The following is a 16,596-nucleotide window of genomic DNA, read 5'->3' on the forward strand; positions in this document are numbered from 1 at the left end:
CACGTACTGATCACACGTCATCGTACGGGTGTTTCAGGGGAGTTGGGGGAGAAGGCCGTTGAGTGGGGGGGAAGCCCGTTACGACAGCTGGATCAGTCCGCGCAGCAGGTCCCGGCTCTCGTCCGGTCCGGGGCTGTCCTGCTGGAGCTCCTTCAGCGCCTGTTCGTACTGGGCGACGTCCTCGCGCTTGTCCAGATAGAGCGCGCTGGTGAGCTGCTCCAGATAGACGACGTCCTGCAGGTCGGACTCGGGGAAGCTCAGGATCGTGAACGCGCCGGACTCACCGGAGTGCCCGCCGAAGCTGAACGGCATCACCTGAAGCTTCACGTTGGGGCGTTCGGAGAAGTCGATCAGATGCTGGAGCTGCCCGCGCATCACCTCGCGGTCGCCGTACGGGCGGCGCAGGGCGGCCTCGTCGAGGACGATGTGGACGTCGGGGGCGTTCTCGGCGACGAGGTACTTCTGCCGCTCCAGGCGCAGCGCCACCCGCCGGTCGATGTCGGCCGCGTTCGCGCCCTTCATGCCCCGGCTGACGACCGCGTGGGCGTACGCTTCGGTCTGGAGCAGGCCGTGCACGAACTGCACCTCGTACGCCCGGATCAGCGCGGCCGCGCCTTCCAGACCGACGTAGGTGGGGAACCAGTTGGGCAGGACGTCCGAGTAACTGTGCCACCAGCCCGCCACGTTGGCCTCGCGGGCGAGTCCGACGAGGGCCTGGCGCTCGGTGTGGTCCGTGATGCCGTACAGCGTCAGCAGGTCCTCCACGTCCCGGGTCTTGAAGCTCACCCGGCCCAGTTCCATGCGGCTGATCTTCGACTCCGACGCCCTGATCGAGTATCCGGCCGCCTCGCGCGTGATGCCTCGCGTCTCACGCAGCCGCCGTAGTTGCGAGCCGAGCAGCATCCGCCGCACCACCGATCCGGGCTCTCCCGCGCTCACGTTCGCCAGCCTCCCCAACCCGTCCTAGGGGCCGCAGTCTGCCACTAAAACACTTCGAGCAGTACTCGTCTGATTACAGAGATGGAAAGAAGCCAAAGGATACGCACAGAGCGATGCGAGGGAAGAGTGAGGGGAAAGCAAGAGAAGTGCCTCTGATGAGCGAGAAGTTGGCGGAAAAAATGGCCAAGAAGCGGTACGGGCGGGTCCATTTCGGTCACGTGCACGTGCATCTGCCCTTGCATCCGCAGTGCGCATCAGAAACCATGGTCCCGCGCCACCGCTGCATCGCAACGACCGCGAATCCCGGGAGTGCCTCGCATGGGGACGAATGGATCGACCATGCTCGAGCCGTTACGGCAGGGCCTTCCGCCGCTTGATCCCGCGGCCGTGTCCAACGCCGCCTCGTGCGCCCTGCCCGCCCGCTTCGAAGCGGTGCGCGAAGCCCGCCAGTTCACCAAGAGGACCCTCGGTCAGTGGGACGTGGGCGACCGCTTCGACGACGTCTGTCTGGTCGTCTCGGAGTTGGTGACCAACGCGCTGAGACACGGACTGTCCCCGGACGACGGCCCGTGCATGACGGATCTGCATCCGCCCGTGCGGCTGCACCTGATGCGATGGACCGAGCGGCTCGTGTGCGCGGTGCGCGATCCCAGCCAGGACAGTCCCCTGCCCCGTGAGGGCGAGGACTTCTCGGCGGAGTCGGGCCGCGGCCTGTTCCTCGTCGACTCGTTCGCCGACAGCTGGGGCTGGCATCCGCTCTCCGGCAGCCTGGGCGGCAAGGTCGTCTGGGCGCTGTTCAGGCTGCACACTCCCGCCGCATGACGAACCGCGGCGCACCCTGGTGCCGCGGTTCTACGCGCGTTGTGCACTGTTTTCCGGCGGGATTTCCGATATGGGCGGTGCGGTGATCGTGACGGCGACGACGTACGGGGCAGCCGGGGACGTCAGCTCGCGATCAGGTGGTCGAACTCGCCGTCCTTGATGCCGAGCAGCATCGCCTCGATCTCGGCCCGCGTGTAGACGAGCGCGGGGCCGTCCGGAAAACGCGAGTTGCGTACGGCCACGTCGCCGCCCGGCAGACGCGCGAACTCCACGCAGGAACCCTGCGAGTTGCTGTGCCGGCTCTTCTGCCAGGCAACGCCGTACAGCTGTGTGGCCGTCATGCCGTTGTACACGTCGTGCCCCCCGTCAACGTCGTGGTCCACAGGTCGCTCCCTGGTGGTGCGCTGGCTCGTGTGGCCCGTGTGGCCATTGGTGCCGTGGTCAACTGTCCCGGATCATAACCCCGTTCACGTGCAGTCGCATGAGCAGATGCACGTGCACGCGCGGTGCTTGTGCGGTTACAGCTTTGACGCCCGCTTTACCCAACTCGTTCGATTCGCCGGACTCCGTGGAGTCCCCGTGAAAGTCGTCCGGATCGAACCACTCGTGTCCTAGGAACAGACGCGCGCCACGGCCATCGTGTTCCGTCGGCACGACAACGGATCGCCGACGGAGGGCCGGCGAACACCGTCGGAACCCGCCCGAGGGACACCGTTCCGGCGGACGCCGGGCGTCCGCTCGACGCCGTACCCGGAACCTCCGGATGTGAGGCCGCGCCATCCCACGCCGGGCCGGACGCCGACCGTCGGCCCGTCCTGCGGCCGCACCCCGTCCGCCCGCCACCTCCGGAAAACCCCGGGCACCTGTCCCTGTGGCCCCTGCCCGCACAGCCTCACTCCCCCGGGCCGGACGGGAGCACCCCCTGGCCGCGAGGCCCGACGACGACGCGCGCCACCCCCGCGTACGACGGTGAGGTCGGCCGCGGGGGTGGGGGTGGGACGGCTCGGTGCATGAGGACGAGGTCGGCTGGTCGCCGGGGAGGTGGCGGGGCAGCCGACCAGGCCGAGTAGACGGCAAAGGTGAGTTTCCTCATATGAATGAGGAGGGCGGTCTACGGCGTGGATGGAGGCGGGAGTACGGCTGAAGACGCGGGCGGGTGAGGGCCGGGTGGACGGGGTGGGCGCGTATCGGACACCGGATGGCGAGCGGGGCCGGGCTGGAGCGGACTGCGCCCGGGGGGCGTCGACATCGGGTCGCGAGGCCGCGCGGGAGGGGTTGTTCTACGGCGGGTTCGGGTCAGCGCGCGGTGCTGTACGGCAGGAGGGCCATTTCCCGGGCGTTCTTGACGGCTCGGGAGAGCCGGCGTTGTTGCTGGGCGGTGATGCGGGTGATGCGGCGGCCGCGGATCCTGCCCCGGTCCGAGAGGAACTTCCTCAGCAGGTCGGTGTCCTTGTAGTCGATGTAGGTGATGCCCGCCTGGTCGAGGGGGTTGGGGCGGGACTTGACGGGCTTGCGGTCGGGCTTGCGGGGCATGGGGTCAGACCTCCAGGAGGGTGTCGAAGGCGGGCGGCAACTGTTTCCAGGCGGTCCGGCCGGCGGCGTATTCGGCGTCCGTGAGCAGGCAGGACTCCAGGAGCCGGGCGAGGCCGTCGCGGTCGAGGCCGGGGGATGTGAAGACCAGGTGCTGACAGCAGTCGCCGTGCTCGGGGTGCCAGTCGAGCGCGGCGGCGGCCCGGCGCACCGGCGGGACCATGTCCCAGGCCGCGTCCGGGAGGGACGCCAGCCAGGGCCCCGCCGACTCCACGCACAGCGCCCCGCCCGCCGCGTCCCAGTGGAGCAGCACGTCGGGCTTGTCGGCGAGCCAGAACCGGCCCCGGCTGCGGGCGGCTGCGCAGGTCAGGTCCTCCAGCGCCGCGTACAGCCGCTCCGGGTGGAACGGCCGCCTCCGGTGCCAGACGAAGGTGCTCACGCCGTGCGCGTCGGCCTCGGCGGGGAGCAGCGCACAGGCGGGATGCTGGGCGGCGGCGGCCCATTCGACGTCGAAGCCGGCCAGCACTGCCCGCGCGAGGGGTGAACGTGCATCCGCACGGCCGTCCGAGGCTATACGGACCTGGCGGGCGGTCGGGTGCAGTTGGGCCAGCAGTTCCCGGTCCTCGTCGTCGGCGTCCTCGGAGTCGACGACCGCCAGGACGGGGGCGTACTCCAGCTGCCTCGCGAAGGTGTCGGCGACGGTGCGCCGGTCGGTGGCGGCCGCGGCGAGGCCGACGTCGGCGAGATCGTCGCCGTTGCCGAGGTACGGCAGCAGCAGCGCCGGGTCGACGGCGGTGACCACGCCGGTGACCGTGAGGCCGCCGGCCACGACCACCTCGGCCATGGCCTTGGGCTCGACGGAGTCCCACAGTTCGACGACCGCGAGGTGTGTGGCGCCGTCGTCGGCGAGGCGGCGCAGCTCGGGCACCAGGTCCTCGCGCAGGGCGCAGCAGGCACAGTCGTCGACCAGGGGCGCCTCGCCGGCGGCGAGGATGCCGGTGGCGTCGCTGATCGTCCGTACGACCGTGCCCGCCGCGGCCGTCGCGAGGTCGTGGTGGAGGACGACGCTGCCGGGGACGTCGGCGAGCAGGCGCGCGACCGCCGCCCGGCGGGCGTCGGCGTGCAGCCCACCGACGATCACGACCGACAGGCTCACGCGCCGCCCCGCTTCCCGTAGCGGCGCTCGAAACGCTCGACGCGGCCGGCCGTGTCCAGGACGCGGGCGGTGCCGGTGTAGAAGGGGTGGCTGATGTTCGAGATCTCGACGTCGACGACCGGGTAGGTGTTGCCGTCCTCCCACTCGATCGTCTTCTCGATCGCCTTCTCGCCCGCCAGCGTCGAGTGGGTGAGGAAGACGTGGTTCGCGGCGCGGTCGCGGAAGACGACGGGACCGTAGGCCGGGTGGATTCCCTTGCGCATGGCGGTGGTTCAGCGCTCCTCTCGGAAGTCGACGTGCCGGCCGACGACGGGGTCGTACTTGCGCAGGGTCATGCGGTCCGGGTCGTTGCGGCGGTTCTTGCGGGTCACGTAGGTGAAGCCCGTTCCCACCGTGGACCGGAGCTTGATGACCGGGCGGAGTTCGTTGCGTGTCATGCTGCTATCTTACTGAAAATGAATTCCATTAGCACCATGGATTCCGGCATCGCCCGAGGAGAGGTACGTCACCCGTGTCCGCGCACTGCATGCTGACCGGCGCCCAACCGGGCTTCGGCAACCGCATCTCCCACTCCCACCGGCGCACCTCGCGCCGCTTCGACCCGAACATCCAGTCCAAGCGGTACTGGCTGCCGAGCGAGGGCCGGTATGTACGGCTGCGGCTGAGCACGAAGGGGATCAGGACCGTCGACGCGATCGGCGTCGAGGCGGCCGTGGCGCGCATCCGCGCGCGGGGGGTGCGGATCTGATGGCGAAGAAGAGCAAGATCGCGAAGAACGGCCGGCGGCAGGAGATCGTCGCGCGGTACGCGGCGCGGCGGGCCGAGCTGAAGGAGATCATCCGGCGGCCGTCGTCGACCGACGCGGAACGGGAGGCGGCACAGCGGGAGCTGCGCGCCCAGCCGCGCGACGCCGGCGCCACGCGCGTGCGCAACCGCGACCAGGTCGACGGGCGCCCGCGCGGGTACTTCCGGACGTTCGGGCTGTCCCGGGTGGGTCTGCGGGAGCAGGCGCACGCGGGGTATCTGCCGGGGGTGCGGAAGTCGTCCTGGTAGCGCCTGCCGTCCGGATCACCCCCAGGCCGCAGGTCGCAGGCCCACAAGCGTTACTTTCCGCCCGTCCGGTGGTAGGTCGGACAACTCCGTTGTCCGACAAGGCGATCCCAACCCTGGTACCGCGCCCCTCCGGGCCGCTATGGCGAGGATGCCCTACACCTCCACCCTGAAGGGTGGAGCACCGGGCAAGTGTTCGGTAGCGCCTGGCTGGTAGCTTGCTGCGGTCCATACCGGTACCGGTGGTCCTTGTGGTCCTCATGGTTCTTGTGGTCCCCGCGGTCGTTCCAGTCGGCGACCGGAAGCGGCCGGGCCACCGGGTCGACCGGGCCGGCCGGCTACAGCTTGGGAGCTTGCAGTGACTTCGGCGATCTTCTCGCGGGGCGCGTCCCGTAGGCCGGTGCGGGCCGCGGCCGTGGCCGTCACGCTGGCGGGCGCGCTCGCGCTGACCGCGTGCAGCGGCGGCGGCTCCGACGACACCTCCTCGGCCACGCCGACCACGGCGACCGCGGACGGCGGCGGCACGGGCGGCGCCACGGCCTCCGCCTCCGTCTCCGCTTCCGGCAAGCTGGAGGGCAGTTGGCTCGCCACGACGGACGGCAAGCCCGTCGCCCTGATCATCACCGGGAAGCAGGCCGCCCTCTTCGTGACCGGCGGGACCGTGTGCAGCGGGACCGCCGGTGAGGAGGCGGGCATGGAGATGATCCACCTCAAGTGCACGACCGGGAAGGACGACCGCACGACCGGCATGGTCGACGCCGTCGACGCGAACTCCCTGAAGGTCACCTGGTCGGGCGCGGCCGGCAAGGAGACGTTCACCAAGGCGGAGGGCGGCCAGTGGCCGTCGGGGCTGCCGACGACGGGCATCGGACAGCTCCCGTAGCGAAGCGGTCACAAGGACGGGGGCGCGCGCGGAACCCCCGCGCGCGTGCGTGATGATCCTTCGAGCACCGTCACGAAACCCGAGGGACCACTCATGCGCGCCGTTCCCATCACCGTCACCGCTCTCACCGCGGCCCTGCTCCTCACCGCCTGCGGAGGCGGGGACGACAGCGGCTCCGGCAGCGACGAGAAGAGCAAGGCGTCCGGCTCCGCCTCCTCCGGCGGCGCCGCCGGATCCGCCTGCGCCGCCGACAACCTCGGCCAGGAGGTCGGCCCCGTCAACGCCGCGCCCGCCGCCGGGGACACCGGCAACGTCACCGTCACGTTCACCAACAAGGGTGAACAGTGCACCCTGACCGGCTTCCCCGCGGTCGACCTCCAGGCCGACGGGGCCTCCGCGACCGTGGCCAAGGACGCGGCCGCCGAGGCGCAGCCGCTGACCCTCCCGGCGCAGGGCACCGCCTCCTTCACGATCACCTATGTGCGCGGCGAGGGCGGCGGCGACAAGAGCCTCGCCGTCAAGACCGTGAAGTACGGCCTGCCGGGCGCCTCGGCCACCCAGACCTTCCCGTGGTCGTACGGCGATGTCGCGCTGAAGAGCGCGGGCGTGCCGGACGCGACCGTCAGCGCCTTCCAGCAGGCCGGCGACTGAACCCGTCGACCGACCCGGCGACTGCTGACCCACGCGGGGGCGTCAGGGCGGTCGGGAGCCTCAGGGCAGCCGGGGCCGGGACTGCACCCGAGCCCGGTCCGCCGCCTGCGCGCCCTCGGTCCAGCCCGCCTCGTCGGTGACGCCGCGCAGGCGGGTGGCGACCGTCTCCGGGAACATCCGGTCCGTCGCCGCGGTCACCGCGACCTCGCGAGAGGCGAGGACCGGCAGCAGGTCGTCCGCCACCCGCGTCTCGGCGGCGGCGGTGACCTCGCCGAGACGGGCGCCGATGCGGTGGGCGTAGGCGGCCAGGAAGGACTGCCGGAACGTCTTGGTCCGCTTGCGGCCGCCCGCCCGCTGGGCCGCCTCCGCCTTCGCCATCGCGGACTGCGCCTGCACCAGCAGCGAGGTGTAGAGCAGCTCCACCACCTCCAGATCGGCCTCGAAGCCGACGACCGTGGAGAAGGCGAAGGGTTCGTTCCACACCGCCCGGCAGTGGTTGGCGTCGGCGACCGCGTCCAGTAGCACCGCCTTGGCCTGCTCGTACGGCGGCTCGACGCCGATCCGGCAGGCGCCGGGCGCGTCCGGGGCGGGTGCCTGGGCGTCGAGCAGCGCCTCGTCGACACTGTGCCGGGCCATCAGCTCCTGCGCCTTCGCCGTGAGCGCCTCCGCCTCCTCCGGAAAGCCTGTCGCCTCGGCCTTGGCGAGCAGCGCGCGGATACGGGTGAGCATGCGGGAGTGGTCGTCGCGGCCGGACTGCCCGCGGTGGGCACGGTCGGCTTGGGGAGCTCGGCGGGCCTCCCGCTCCTGGAGGGGTTCGAGGGCCGGCAGGCGCAGCAGCAGGCGGTAGAGCTCCAGGACCGCGGTGGCATGCGAGAAACGGTCGGTCTGCGGCGGGCCGCCTGCGGGCAGGTCCGCCAGCTGGGCCGCCCAGCGTCCGCCGCGCGGCCGGTCGTCCCGCGCGTGGGCACGTATCAGCTCCGCCGCAAGGATGACGTGGACGCCGTCCAGGTCGCGCCGCACGATCCGCATGACGTCCGCGGGCTGCCAGCCCCGCCGCCAGAGCGCCGCAACGAACTCCGCGCCCCGCCGGGCGAGTTCGGCGTCCGCCGCGGGGTCGGCGGCGAGGAGCGACGCGCCCGTGTCGAGGGCGGCGTCGGCGGTGGCGTAGAGGGCTGCCTGGAAGGCGCGGTCGACGGTGCCGGGCGGGTGGTCGCCGGTACTGGTGCTGGTGCTGCTCACCGGTCGATCGTGCCACGGGGGCACGGCGCGTCCCGCGCGCGGGAGTGGGTGAGCGAGAGGCAGGGGGTGAGCGAGTGGGAGGGGGTGAGTGAGGGAGGGGGTGAGTGGGCGAGCAGACGGGTGACAACCTCGGGTTGACAGCCCTCGACTGTCAACCTACGGTTGACACATGACGAATCCGCAACCCGTCACCACCTCATCCGTCCGTCTGGACGACCTCATCGACGCCATCAAGAAGGTCCACCCCGAGCCGCTCGACCAGCTCCAGGACGCGGTCATCGCCGCCGACCACCTGGGCGACGTGGCGGACCACCTCATCGGGCACTTCGTCGACCAGGCCCGCCGTTCGGGCGCCTCCTGGACGGACATCGGCCGCAGCATGGGGGTCACCCGGCAGGCCGCGCAGAAGCGCTTCGTGCCGAAGGAGTCCGCGGACCTCGACGCGAGCCAGGGCTTCGCCCGCTACACCCCGCGCGCGCGGAACGTGGTCATGGCCGCCCACAACGAGGCCAAGGCCGCCGGCAACACGGAGGGGCTGCCCGCGCACCTGGTCCTCGGGCTGCTCGCCGAGCCGGAGGGCCTCGCGGCGAAGGCCATCGCCGACCAGGGCGTCGCCCTGGACGCGGTCCGCGAGGCCGCGGCCGCCGCGCTCCCCCCGGCCGCCGCAGAGGTGCCCGAGCTGATCCCGTACGGCCCCGACGCCAAGAAGGCCCTGGAACTCACCTTCCGCGAGGCGCTCCGCCTCGGCCACAACTACATCGGCACCGAGCACATCCTGCTGGCGCTGCTGGAGTTCGAGAACGGCGAGGGCGTCCTCAGCGACCTCGGCGTAGACAAGCCCGGCACCGAGCGGTACGTCGCGAAGGTCCTGGCCCTGATCACCTCCAAGCAGCAGGAGGAGGGGCAGCAGGAGGAGGGGCAGCGGGACGGCGGCTGAGGGCCGTTGTCAGACCCCCCTGCCACACTCGCAGCATGGCCGACCGGTGGGCACTCGCTCCGGCCGAGGACGGTGGCGTGGAGCTCGCCCCCCTCGGTCCCGGCGGGCTGCCCGCCGGTCCGGTGCTGCGGGAGGCGGACCTGGCGCGGGCCGTGCGCGAGCGGCCCGACGTCACCCGCTGGGTCTGGCGTTCCACGGCCGAGGTGTATCCGCGGTTGCTCGCCACGGGGGTGCGAGTAGAGCGGTGCTACGACGTCGAGGACGCCGAGACCCTCCTCCTGGGCCACGAGGGGCACTCCGGCGAGCCCCGCTCGGCGGCCGCCGCGCTGGCCCGGCTGCGCGGCGGCCCCGTACCGCCGGATCCGCCGCAGCGCTCCGCCGCGCCCGGTGCGCAGTCCTCGCTGTTCGAGGCGCAGGACACCGCCGTCCGGCTGCCCCTCGACGACCTCCTCGCCGTCTACGCCGAGCAGCAGCGGCGGCACGAGCGGGCCGAACACCCGGCGCGGATGCGGCTGCTGACGGCGGCCGAGTCGGCGGGGATGCTGGTGGCCGCCGAGATGAACCGGGCCGGGCTGCCGTGGAGCGCGGAGGTGCACCGCACGGTCCTGCACGACTTGCTCGGCGAGCGGTACGCGGGCGGGGGCGAACCCCGACGGCTGGCCGAGCTGGCGGACGAGGTGTCGGCCGCCTTCGGGCGTCGCGTGCGGCCCGACCTGCCCGCCGACGTCGTCAAGGCCTTCGGGCAGGCCGGGATCCGGGTCAGGTCGACGCGGCGCTGGGAGATCGAGTCCCTCGACCACCCGGCCGTGAAGCCGCTGATCGAGTACAAGAAGCTGTACCGCATCTGGGTGGCCCACGGCTGGTCCTGGCTGCAGGACTGGGTGCGGGACGGGCGGTTCAGGCCGGAGTTCCTGGCCCATGGCACGGTCACCGGCCGCTGGGTGACCAACGGCGGGGGCGCCCTGCAGATCCCCAAGGTCATCCGGCGGGCCGTGGTCGCCGACCCGGGCTGGCGGCTGGTCGTGGCCGATGCCGACCAGATGGAGCCGCGGGTGCTGGCGGCGATCTCCCGCGACCCCGGGCTGATGGAGGTCGCGGGCCGGGAGAGCGACCTCTACCAGTCCGTCTCCGACCGCGCCTTCTCCGGCGACCGCGCCCAGGCCAAACTCGCCGTCCTCGGCGCGGTCTACGGCCAGACCTCCGGGGACGGTCTGAAGAACCTCGCCGCGCTGCGCCGCCGCTTCCCGCGCGCGGTGGCGTACGTCGACGAGGCGGCCAAGGCCGGCGAGGAGGGCCGGCTCGTGCGCACCTGGCTGGGGCGGACCTGCCCGCCGGCGGCCGGGGCGGGCGACGACGGGGCGGAGGAGGCGGGCATCCCCGTCGACTCCGGTGGCCCTGCCGGAGAGGAGGAGCTCTCCGACGACCGGCAGTGGGTTCCGGGGTACGCCTCGACCAACGCACGCGCGCGTGGCCGCTTCGCCCGCAACTTCGTCGTGCAGGGCAGCGCCGCAGACTGGGCGCTGCTGCTGCTCGCCGCACTGCGCCAGGCCTGCGCGGGGATGGCGGCGGAACTGGTCTTCTTCCAGCACGACGAGGTGATCGTGCACTGTCCCGAGGAGGAGGCGCAGCGGGTCGTCGCCGCGATCAGGGAGGCGTCCGACCTGGCCGGACGGCTGACGTTCGGGGAGACGCCGGTGCGGTTTCCGTTCACGGCGGCGGTGGTGGAGTGCTATGCCGACGCGAAGTGATCAAGCGTCACCGGCAAGCAGCTCCCTGAGCTCCGTTACGACGGCCTGCTCGTCCGTCCCGGCCAGCGCGGCGAGGGCCGCCCGCCACTCCTCGTACGCCTGCTCGATACGGCTCTGGTCCCGGAGCAGAAGACCGTGCTGGTGCCGGGCCAGACCGCCGGTGTAGCGGTCGCCGCGGGCGTCGGCGCGGCGCAGCAGTTCGGCGCACTCCGCCCGTGCGCGTTCGGTGCGGCCCAGCGGTCGCAGGGCGCGGACGAGCCCCAGCCGGGTCTGGGACTCGCCGTGCCAGTCGCCGAGACCGCCGAGGATGCGCAGGCTCTCCTCGAAGTGCGGCCACGCGGCGGCGGGTTCGCCGAGGGCGAGGTGGGCGTAGCCGATGTTGCAGTGCGCCGAGTGCTGCACGAGGACGGCGCCGATCGCTTCCCCGATCGCGAGGGAACGCCGGTGCTGCTCGATGGCGGCCCTCGGGTCGGTGTGCTCGTACAGATTGCCGAGGTGACTGTGGGTGACGGCCTCGCCGTGCGGGTCGTTCAACTGCCGCGAGTAGGTGAGGCTCTGGCGCAGTGCCGCGCCGGACTCCTCGTACCGTCCGAGGCCCTCCAGCAGCAGTCCCCGGTTGTTGAGGCAGCGCCGGACCCAGGAGAGCCGGTCGAGCCGCCGCCAGATCGCGAGGGCCTGGTCGTTGAGGGCGAGCGCGTCCTGCTGTCGGCCGGTCAGGAAGTGCAGGCCGGCGAGGTCGCCCAGGGCGTAGGCCTCGGCGGCCTCGTCCCCGAGCCGTCGCGCGACCCGCAGCGCGGTCAGCCCGAGCACCTCCATCTCGGCGACCCGGCCCCGGCGCTGGAGGTAGGGGAAGAGGAGACGAAGGAGGGTGGAGACGAGGGGGTTCGCGCCTGCGTCGCTCTTCACCAGCGCGACGATGTTCTGCAACTCCGTGTCGCACCACGCGAAGGCCTCTTCGGGGCCGGCGAAGGGGGGTACGGCCGTGACGTGCGCCGCGTGGGCGGGCGGCTGTGCGGCGGTCGGGCGGCGGCGGTCGTCCTGGTCGGGGCCGCCTTCGACGATGGCGGCGAGGGCGCGTTCGGCCACGGCGGCGTACCAGTGCAGGGCCGTCGGCATCGCGTCCACGGCGTCGGCGCCGCCGTCCGGCTCGCCCGCTTCGGACTCCGCCAGTTCGCGCGCGAAGTCCCGTACCAGGTCGTGCGGTGTGTAGCGGCCGTAGGCCTGTTCCTCCAGGAGCGCCACGTCGACGAGACGGTTCAGGGCGGCCTCGGCGCGGGCCTCGTCGGCGCCGGTGAGGCGGGCCAGCAGGGGGACGCCGTAGGCGGGGAGGTCGAGGGCGCCGATACGGCGGAGGGTGCGGGCCGCGTCGCGGTCGACCTCGCGTCCGGAGGCGGCGAGGGCGTCGTGGGCGACGGCGAGGGAACGGCGGACGCTGAGATCGTCGTACTCCAGGTGGGACAACCTGCTCTCCGCCGCCGCCAGTTGGCCGGCCAGCGCGTCCGGGGTGAGGGCACTGCGCGCGGCGAGCCGGGCGGCGACGACGCGCAGGGCGAGCGGAAGGCGACCGGTGAGATCGACGAGGGGGTGACCGGCGTCCAGGTCGGCACGTCCCTCGCCCGGTCCGGAGGCCGCCCGCAGCAGGGCCGCACTGTCCTCGCCCGACAGCGGAGCGAGCGGGAAGCGGTGGGCGCCGTCGAGGACGGTCAGCGGCGAGCGACTGGTCACGATCACCGCGCAGCGGGGGCCGGCCGGCAGCAGCGGACGGATCTGGGCGGCGGTCGCGGCGTCGTCCAGAACGAGAAGCGTGCGCGTCGGGGCGAGCAGGGTGCGCAGCAACGCGGCGGCGGCGTCCGGGTGCTCGGGGATGCGCCGGGGCTCGGCGCCGAGGTCGCGCAGGAGGGCGGCGAGCGCCTGACCTGCGGTGAGGGGGGTCATGCCGGGCGTGGCGCCGTGCAGATGGAGGTAGAGCTGACCGCTGGAGAAACGTTCCCTCAGGGTATGGGCGAGGTGCAGGGCGAGGGCGCTCTTGCCTACTCCGGCCATACCGCTGAGGACGACGACGGTCGGGGTGGCGCCGTCACCGGGGGTGGTCGCGAGGATGCGGTGCAGCAGGCGCAGGGTCTCGTCGCGGCCCGTGAAGTAGGCGGGGGGCGGCGGGAGTTGGGCCGGGCCTACGTGCGGGGCAGCCGGGGCGGCCCCTGGAGGCGAGGCGGCGGACGGGGCAGCCGGGCTGGACCCGGGGGGCGAGGCGGCGGACGGGGCAGCCGGGCTGGACCCGGGGGGCGAGGCGGCGGACGGGATGGAGAGCGTGGCGGAGATCGAGGCGGCGGACGGGGTCACGGGCAGGGTCGGGGTCGAGGTCGAGGTCGGGGGACGGTCGTCGACCGTCGGGGCCAGCACTTCCGCATGCGCCTCACGGACCGCCGGGCCCGGTTCGACGCCGAGTTCCTCGACGAGGCGGGTGCGCAGGTCGCGGTGGACGGCGAGGGCCTCGGCCTGGCGGCCGGTGCGGTGCAGGGCGAGCATCAGCTGACGGTGGTACGCCTCGCGCAGCGGATGCTCGGCGGCCAAGGCCGTCAGCTCCGGGACGATGCGCTCGAACCGGGCGCCGCCCAGGGCCAGTTCGGCGTCGTAGCGCCACTCCAGCAGGAGCAGCCGGGCCTCCCGCAGACGTCGTACGAAGGCGTATCCGCCCAGGTCGGCCGGGAGGCCGCTGAGCGGGGTGCCCCGCCACAGCGCGAGCGCCGCCGCGCACTCCCGCACGACCCGTTCCCAGTTCCGGGCGGCGTGCGCGCCGCGCGCCGCGGCGACGTGCCGCTCGAAGACGTGGACGTCGAGCTCGCCCTGTTCGACCCTGAGCTGGTAGCCGGGCGGCACGGCCCGCAGCCGCTCCGGGTCGTCGAGCAGCCGGCGCAGCCGGGTCACGTGGTTGTGCAGCGAGGCCTGCGCGGACGCGGGCGGTGCGCCGCCCCACAGCGCCTCCTTGAGCGACTCGACGGGGACGATCCGCCCCGCGTCGAGGAGGAGGGCGGCGAGCAGGGTACGCACTTTGGGGCTGCGGACGGTGTCGTACGGGAGACCGTCCGCGGTGGGGACGTCAGCAGCCGTCGAGGTGTCAGTCGCGGCCGGGGCGTCGGGCGTGTTCATGTACAGGACCGGTGGGCCCAGCAGTCCGAACCGCAGCCCGTACCGCCGCATCACGCCGCCCGTCGCCCTTCCGCGCCCGGCCCGTGCCGGGTCGCTCGCATTCCGCGGCGGGTACCCCGTCGGTCTGGCGGAATTCCGCCCCCGGCCGCCGGAATTCCGCCACCCTGTCCCTGACGGTCCCCCGGGAATTTGCTGTAGGTACGGCTGACTCCCGTGTTCGTCCGACGACTTCAGGCCAAGTGACCAGCGACGACGCGGAGAACCGTTGGCCACATGTTAGCGATTCGTTGGCGCGATCTGATGTGATCACAACATCGGAACCGGCCCGACGGCGCGCGCGTGTCGACGCGCAACTCGGGGGAGTGTCGCCGCCGCGGCCGGGTCCGGAGGTGTGCGGGGCTGTGGTCGTCGGAGGTGAACGACCGGGCCCCGCACTCCGTGTTGCCGTGATGGTGGCTCAGATGATCGGCGGTCGGCCGAGTCGGGTCAGCTGCCACACCGTCCGCCACTTCATGGGCCGCCGCCCGCCCGCAGGTTTGCGTACGCCCTCCGCGAACCCGGCGAACCAGGCCTTCAGGCCGCCGGCGGAGCGGGTGCGCAGCAGGGTGACGGCGATCCACACGCCCAGGTGGACGGGGATGAGGGGCAGCGGAAGGTTCCGCCGGACGAGCCAGACCCGGTTGCGGGCGGTGACCCGGTGGTAGATGGCGTGCCGGGCGGGCGAGGTCTTGGGGTGCTGGAGCAGCAGCTCGGGCGCGTAGAGGATCTTCCAGCCGGCGTCGACGGCCCGCCAGGCCAGGTCGGTCTCCTCGTGCGCGAAGAAGAACTCGGCGGGCCAGTCGCCGGTCTCGGCGAGCATGGCCATGTTCAGGGCGTGGCCGCCGCCGAGGAAGCCGGTGACGTATCCGCCGCGCATCGGATCGGCGTCGCCGGCGCGCGGCACGTGCCGACGCTGGGTCTCGCCGTGCTCGTCGGCGATGCGGAAGCCGACGATGCCGAGGCGGGGGTCGGCGGCGTACAGGTCGCGGACGCGGCGCAGGACGTCGGCGTCGACGAGCAGCCCGTCGTCGTCCAGTTCCACGACGACGTCCACGTCCCCGAATTCACGGAGCCGGGCGAGGGCGACGTTGCGGCCGCCGGGGCAGCCGAGGTTCTCGTCGAGGTCGATCGTGGTGACCTCGCCGGGCAGGGAGAGGCGGTGCGTGAACTCGGGGAGGCGGCAGCCGTTGCCTACGATCACGATGCGCGCGGGGGCCAGGTCCTGCTTGGCCACCGACTCCAGCAGGGCGTCGACCTCGGCGGGCCGGTTCCCCATGGTGACCACGGCAACGGCGATCCTCGGCTCCACCGGCTCCACCACGTCCCTCACTCCATCCGGCCCTCGACAGAGCCGCGTCCGTCCATGCGCGGCCTCGTCGTTCACCTAGATGTTGCCTCAGGTGGGGACGTTGCTCCGGCACCTCCATATTTTGCTTAGTCTCGGACCGGACCGTCCCTCCTGGAGGAAACACCGTGCCGTTCCGCTGTGCCGTACTCGACGACTTCCAGAATGTCGCGACGACCTTCGCCGACTGGTCGGTGCCGGGAGAGAAGGTGGAGGTGGAGGTGGTCTCCTTCACCGAGCACTTCGGGACGGAGGTGGAGCTGGTCGCCGCCCTGGCCGACTTCGACTGCGTCGTCACCCTGCGGGAGCGGGTCGCGTTCCCGGCGTCGCTGCTGAACCGACTTCCCCGGCTACGGCTGTTGATCGCCTCCGGCATGCGGAACTCGGTGATCGACTACGCGGCGGCGAACGCGAACGGCGTGACGGTGTGCGGCACGGAGAGCTCGTCGACCCCGCCGGTCGAGCTGACCTGGGCGTTGCTGCTGGGCCTCGCGCGCGGGCTGGTCGAGGAGAGCACCGCGCTGCGGGAGGGCGGCCCCTGGCAGTCCACGGTCGGCGCGGACCTGCACGGGCGGCGACTCGGTCTGCTGGGCCTGGGGAAGATCGGGAGCGCGGTCGCTCGCGTGGGGTCGGCCTTCGGCATGGAGGTGAGCGCGTGGAGCCAGAACCTGACGGAGGAGCGGGCGGAGGGGGTCGGTGTGCGGCTGGCCGCCTCGAAGGAGGAACTGCTCGCCGAGAGCGACTTCGTCTCCGTCCACCTGGCGTTGAGCGACCGCACGCGCGGGCTGATCGGCCCCGCCGAACTGGCCCTGCTGAAGCCGACGGCGTACCTGGTCAACACGTCTCGCGCGGCGATCGTCGACCAGGACGCGCTGCTGACGGCGCTGCGGGAGGGGCGTATCGCGGGTGCGGGGGTCGACGTCTTCGACGTGGAGCCGCTGCCGGCCGACCATCCGATGCGGACGGCTCCGCGCCTGCTGGCCACTCCCCACCTGGGGTACGTGTCCCGCGCGAACTACGAGCGGTACTTCGGGCAGGCGGCGGAGGGGATCCGGGCGTTTCTGGCGGGGGCGCCGGTGCGGGTGCTGGGGTGAACCCGGGCACCCGCGA

General features: G+C 72.5%; 17 protein-coding genes. 8 read left to right on the forward strand and 9 right to left on the reverse strand.

Features of this window, described 5'->3' with window-relative positions:
- Window positions 1-78: 78 nt before the first annotated feature.
- On the reverse strand, window positions 79-903 hold the full coding sequence (locus tag ACZ5SK_RS13495; protein ID WP_361708632.1) for a helix-turn-helix domain-containing protein: 825 nt from the start codon (window positions 901-903) through the stop codon (window positions 79-81).
- 375 nt (window positions 904-1,278) lie between these two features.
- Between ACZ5SK_RS13495 and ACZ5SK_RS13500 the strand changes: the two genes are divergently transcribed.
- Window positions 1,279-1,761, forward strand: coding sequence for an ATP-binding protein (locus ACZ5SK_RS13500; protein WP_334578102.1), 483 nt, complete (start codon window positions 1,279-1,281; stop codon window positions 1,759-1,761).
- 122 nt (window positions 1,762-1,883) lie between these two features.
- On the opposite strand, the gene ACZ5SK_RS13505 is transcribed toward ACZ5SK_RS13500, so the two are convergent.
- From ACZ5SK_RS13505 to rpmG, 5 genes are all read right to left on the reverse strand, one after another.
- Window positions 1,884-2,144 (reverse strand): DUF397 domain-containing protein, encoded by a 261-nt coding sequence (locus ACZ5SK_RS13505; protein ID WP_079660715.1) that lies wholly within the window; start codon window positions 2,142-2,144, stop codon window positions 1,884-1,886.
- Between the two features lie 913 nt (window positions 2,145-3,057).
- The gene (rpsR, locus tag ACZ5SK_RS13510) at window positions 3,058-3,294 is read right to left on the reverse strand and encodes a 30S ribosomal protein S18 (RefSeq protein WP_334578103.1); all 237 of its coding nucleotides are present in this window, start codon (window positions 3,292-3,294) and stop codon (window positions 3,058-3,060) included.
- A gap of 4 nt (window positions 3,295-3,298) precedes the next feature.
- Window positions 3,299-4,447, reverse strand: coding sequence for a CobW family GTP-binding protein (locus ACZ5SK_RS13515; protein WP_457495487.1), 1,149 nt, complete (start codon window positions 4,445-4,447; stop codon window positions 3,299-3,301).
- The gene (locus tag ACZ5SK_RS13520) at window positions 4,444-4,710 is read right to left on the reverse strand and encodes a type B 50S ribosomal protein L31 (RefSeq protein ID WP_361708580.1); all 267 of its coding nucleotides are present in this window, start codon (window positions 4,708-4,710) and stop codon (window positions 4,444-4,446) included. The genes ACZ5SK_RS13515 and ACZ5SK_RS13520 overlap by 4 nt, the downstream gene beginning before the upstream one ends.
- A 9-nt stretch (window positions 4,711-4,719) precedes the next feature.
- On the reverse strand, window positions 4,720-4,884 hold the full coding sequence (gene rpmG / locus ACZ5SK_RS13525; protein WP_334578106.1) for a 50S ribosomal protein L33: 165 nt from the start codon (window positions 4,882-4,884) through the stop codon (window positions 4,720-4,722).
- Window positions 4,885-4,958: 74 nt separating this feature from the next.
- On the opposite strand from rpmG, the gene rpmB reads away from it, so the two are divergent.
- The 4 genes from rpmB to ACZ5SK_RS13545 all read left to right on the forward strand — a co-directional run bounded on the left by rpmB (window position 4,959) and on the right by ACZ5SK_RS13545 (window position 7,031).
- Complete coding sequence (rpmB, locus tag ACZ5SK_RS13530) at window positions 4,959-5,195, forward strand: 50S ribosomal protein L28 (RefSeq protein ID WP_334578107.1); 237 nt, start codon at window positions 4,959-4,961, stop codon at window positions 5,193-5,195.
- Window positions 5,195-5,500 (forward strand): 30S ribosomal protein S14, encoded by a 306-nt coding sequence (gene rpsN, locus ACZ5SK_RS13535; RefSeq protein ID WP_334578108.1) that lies wholly within the window; start codon window positions 5,195-5,197, stop codon window positions 5,498-5,500. Before rpmB ends, rpsN begins: the two co-directional genes overlap by 1 nt.
- A 355-nt stretch (window positions 5,501-5,855) precedes the next feature.
- Window positions 5,856-6,380, forward strand: coding sequence for a hypothetical protein (locus tag ACZ5SK_RS13540; protein ID WP_468576001.1), 525 nt, complete (start codon window positions 5,856-5,858; stop codon window positions 6,378-6,380).
- A gap of 93 nt (window positions 6,381-6,473) precedes the next feature.
- On the forward strand, window positions 6,474-7,031 hold the full coding sequence (locus tag ACZ5SK_RS13545) for a DUF4232 domain-containing protein (protein WP_334578110.1): 558 nt from the start codon (window positions 6,474-6,476) through the stop codon (window positions 7,029-7,031).
- 60 nt (window positions 7,032-7,091) lie between these two features.
- Here the strand turns inward: ACZ5SK_RS13545 and ACZ5SK_RS13550 are convergent, their stop codons facing one another.
- On the reverse strand, window positions 7,092-8,270 hold the full coding sequence (locus tag ACZ5SK_RS13550; protein ID WP_334578111.1) for a DUF2786 domain-containing protein: 1,179 nt from the start codon (window positions 8,268-8,270) through the stop codon (window positions 7,092-7,094).
- 169 nt (window positions 8,271-8,439) lie between these two features.
- Between ACZ5SK_RS13550 and ACZ5SK_RS13555 the strand changes: the two genes are divergently transcribed.
- A complete protein-coding gene (locus ACZ5SK_RS13555) occupies window positions 8,440-9,207 on the forward strand; it encodes a Clp protease N-terminal domain-containing protein (protein WP_334578112.1) in 768 nt (255 codons plus the stop codon).
- A gap of 35 nt (window positions 9,208-9,242) precedes the next feature.
- Window positions 9,243-10,955, forward strand: a complete 1,713-nt coding sequence (locus ACZ5SK_RS13560; protein ID WP_334578113.1) for a bifunctional 3'-5' exonuclease/DNA polymerase — start codon at window positions 9,243-9,245, stop codon at window positions 10,953-10,955.
- Here ACZ5SK_RS13560 and ACZ5SK_RS13565 read toward each other — a convergent pair whose 3' ends face one another.
- Both ACZ5SK_RS13565 and ACZ5SK_RS13570 read right to left on the reverse strand, forming a co-directional pair.
- Window positions 10,956-14,153 (reverse strand): AfsR/SARP family transcriptional regulator, encoded by a 3,198-nt coding sequence (locus ACZ5SK_RS13565; protein ID WP_468576003.1) that lies wholly within the window; start codon window positions 14,151-14,153, stop codon window positions 10,956-10,958.
- A 406-nt stretch (window positions 14,154-14,559) separates the two neighbouring features.
- Complete coding sequence (locus ACZ5SK_RS13570) at window positions 14,560-15,471, reverse strand: glycosyltransferase family 2 protein (protein WP_443041248.1); 912 nt, start codon at window positions 15,469-15,471, stop codon at window positions 14,560-14,562.
- Between the two features lie 143 nt (window positions 15,472-15,614).
- Here ACZ5SK_RS13570 and ACZ5SK_RS13575 point away from each other — a divergent pair, with 143 nt between their 5' ends.
- Entirely contained in the window at window positions 15,615-16,580 is a 966-nt protein-coding gene (locus ACZ5SK_RS13575; protein ID WP_361708592.1) for a D-2-hydroxyacid dehydrogenase family protein, read from the forward strand.
- The last annotated feature ends 16 nt before the right edge of the window (window positions 16,581-16,596 follow it).

Source organism: Streptomyces sp. NPDC031474 (genome assembly GCF_055581185.1).

Excerpts from the sequence above, each read along its gene's own strand:
- ACZ5SK_RS13495 (WP_361708632.1), bottom strand. The coding sequence starts at position 903 with ATGCTGCTCGGCTCGCAACTACGGCGGCTGCGTGAGACGCGAGGCATC.
- ACZ5SK_RS13500 (WP_334578102.1), top strand. The coding sequence starts at position 1,279 with ATGCTCGAGCCGTTACGGCAGGGCCTTCCGCCGCTTGATCCCGCGGCC.
- rpsR (WP_334578103.1), bottom strand. The coding sequence starts at position 3,294 with ATGCCCCGCAAGCCCGACCGCAAGCCCGTCAAGTCCCGCCCCAACCCC.
- ACZ5SK_RS13520 (WP_361708580.1), bottom strand. The coding sequence starts at position 4,710 with ATGCGCAAGGGAATCCACCCGGCCTACGGTCCCGTCGTCTTCCGCGAC.
- rpmG (WP_334578106.1), bottom strand. The coding sequence starts at position 4,884 with ATGACACGCAACGAACTCCGCCCGGTCATCAAGCTCCGGTCCACGGTG.
- rpsN (WP_334578108.1), top strand. The coding sequence starts at position 5,195 with ATGGCGAAGAAGAGCAAGATCGCGAAGAACGGCCGGCGGCAGGAGATC.
- ACZ5SK_RS13545 (WP_334578110.1), top strand. The coding sequence starts at position 6,474 with ATGCGCGCCGTTCCCATCACCGTCACCGCTCTCACCGCGGCCCTGCTC.
- ACZ5SK_RS13555 (WP_334578112.1), top strand. The coding sequence starts at position 8,440 with ATGACGAATCCGCAACCCGTCACCACCTCATCCGTCCGTCTGGACGAC.
- ACZ5SK_RS13560 (WP_334578113.1), top strand. The coding sequence starts at position 9,243 with ATGGCCGACCGGTGGGCACTCGCTCCGGCCGAGGACGGTGGCGTGGAG.
- ACZ5SK_RS13565 (WP_468576003.1), bottom strand. The coding sequence starts at position 14,153 with ATGCGGCGGTACGGGCTGCGGTTCGGACTGCTGGGCCCACCGGTCCTG.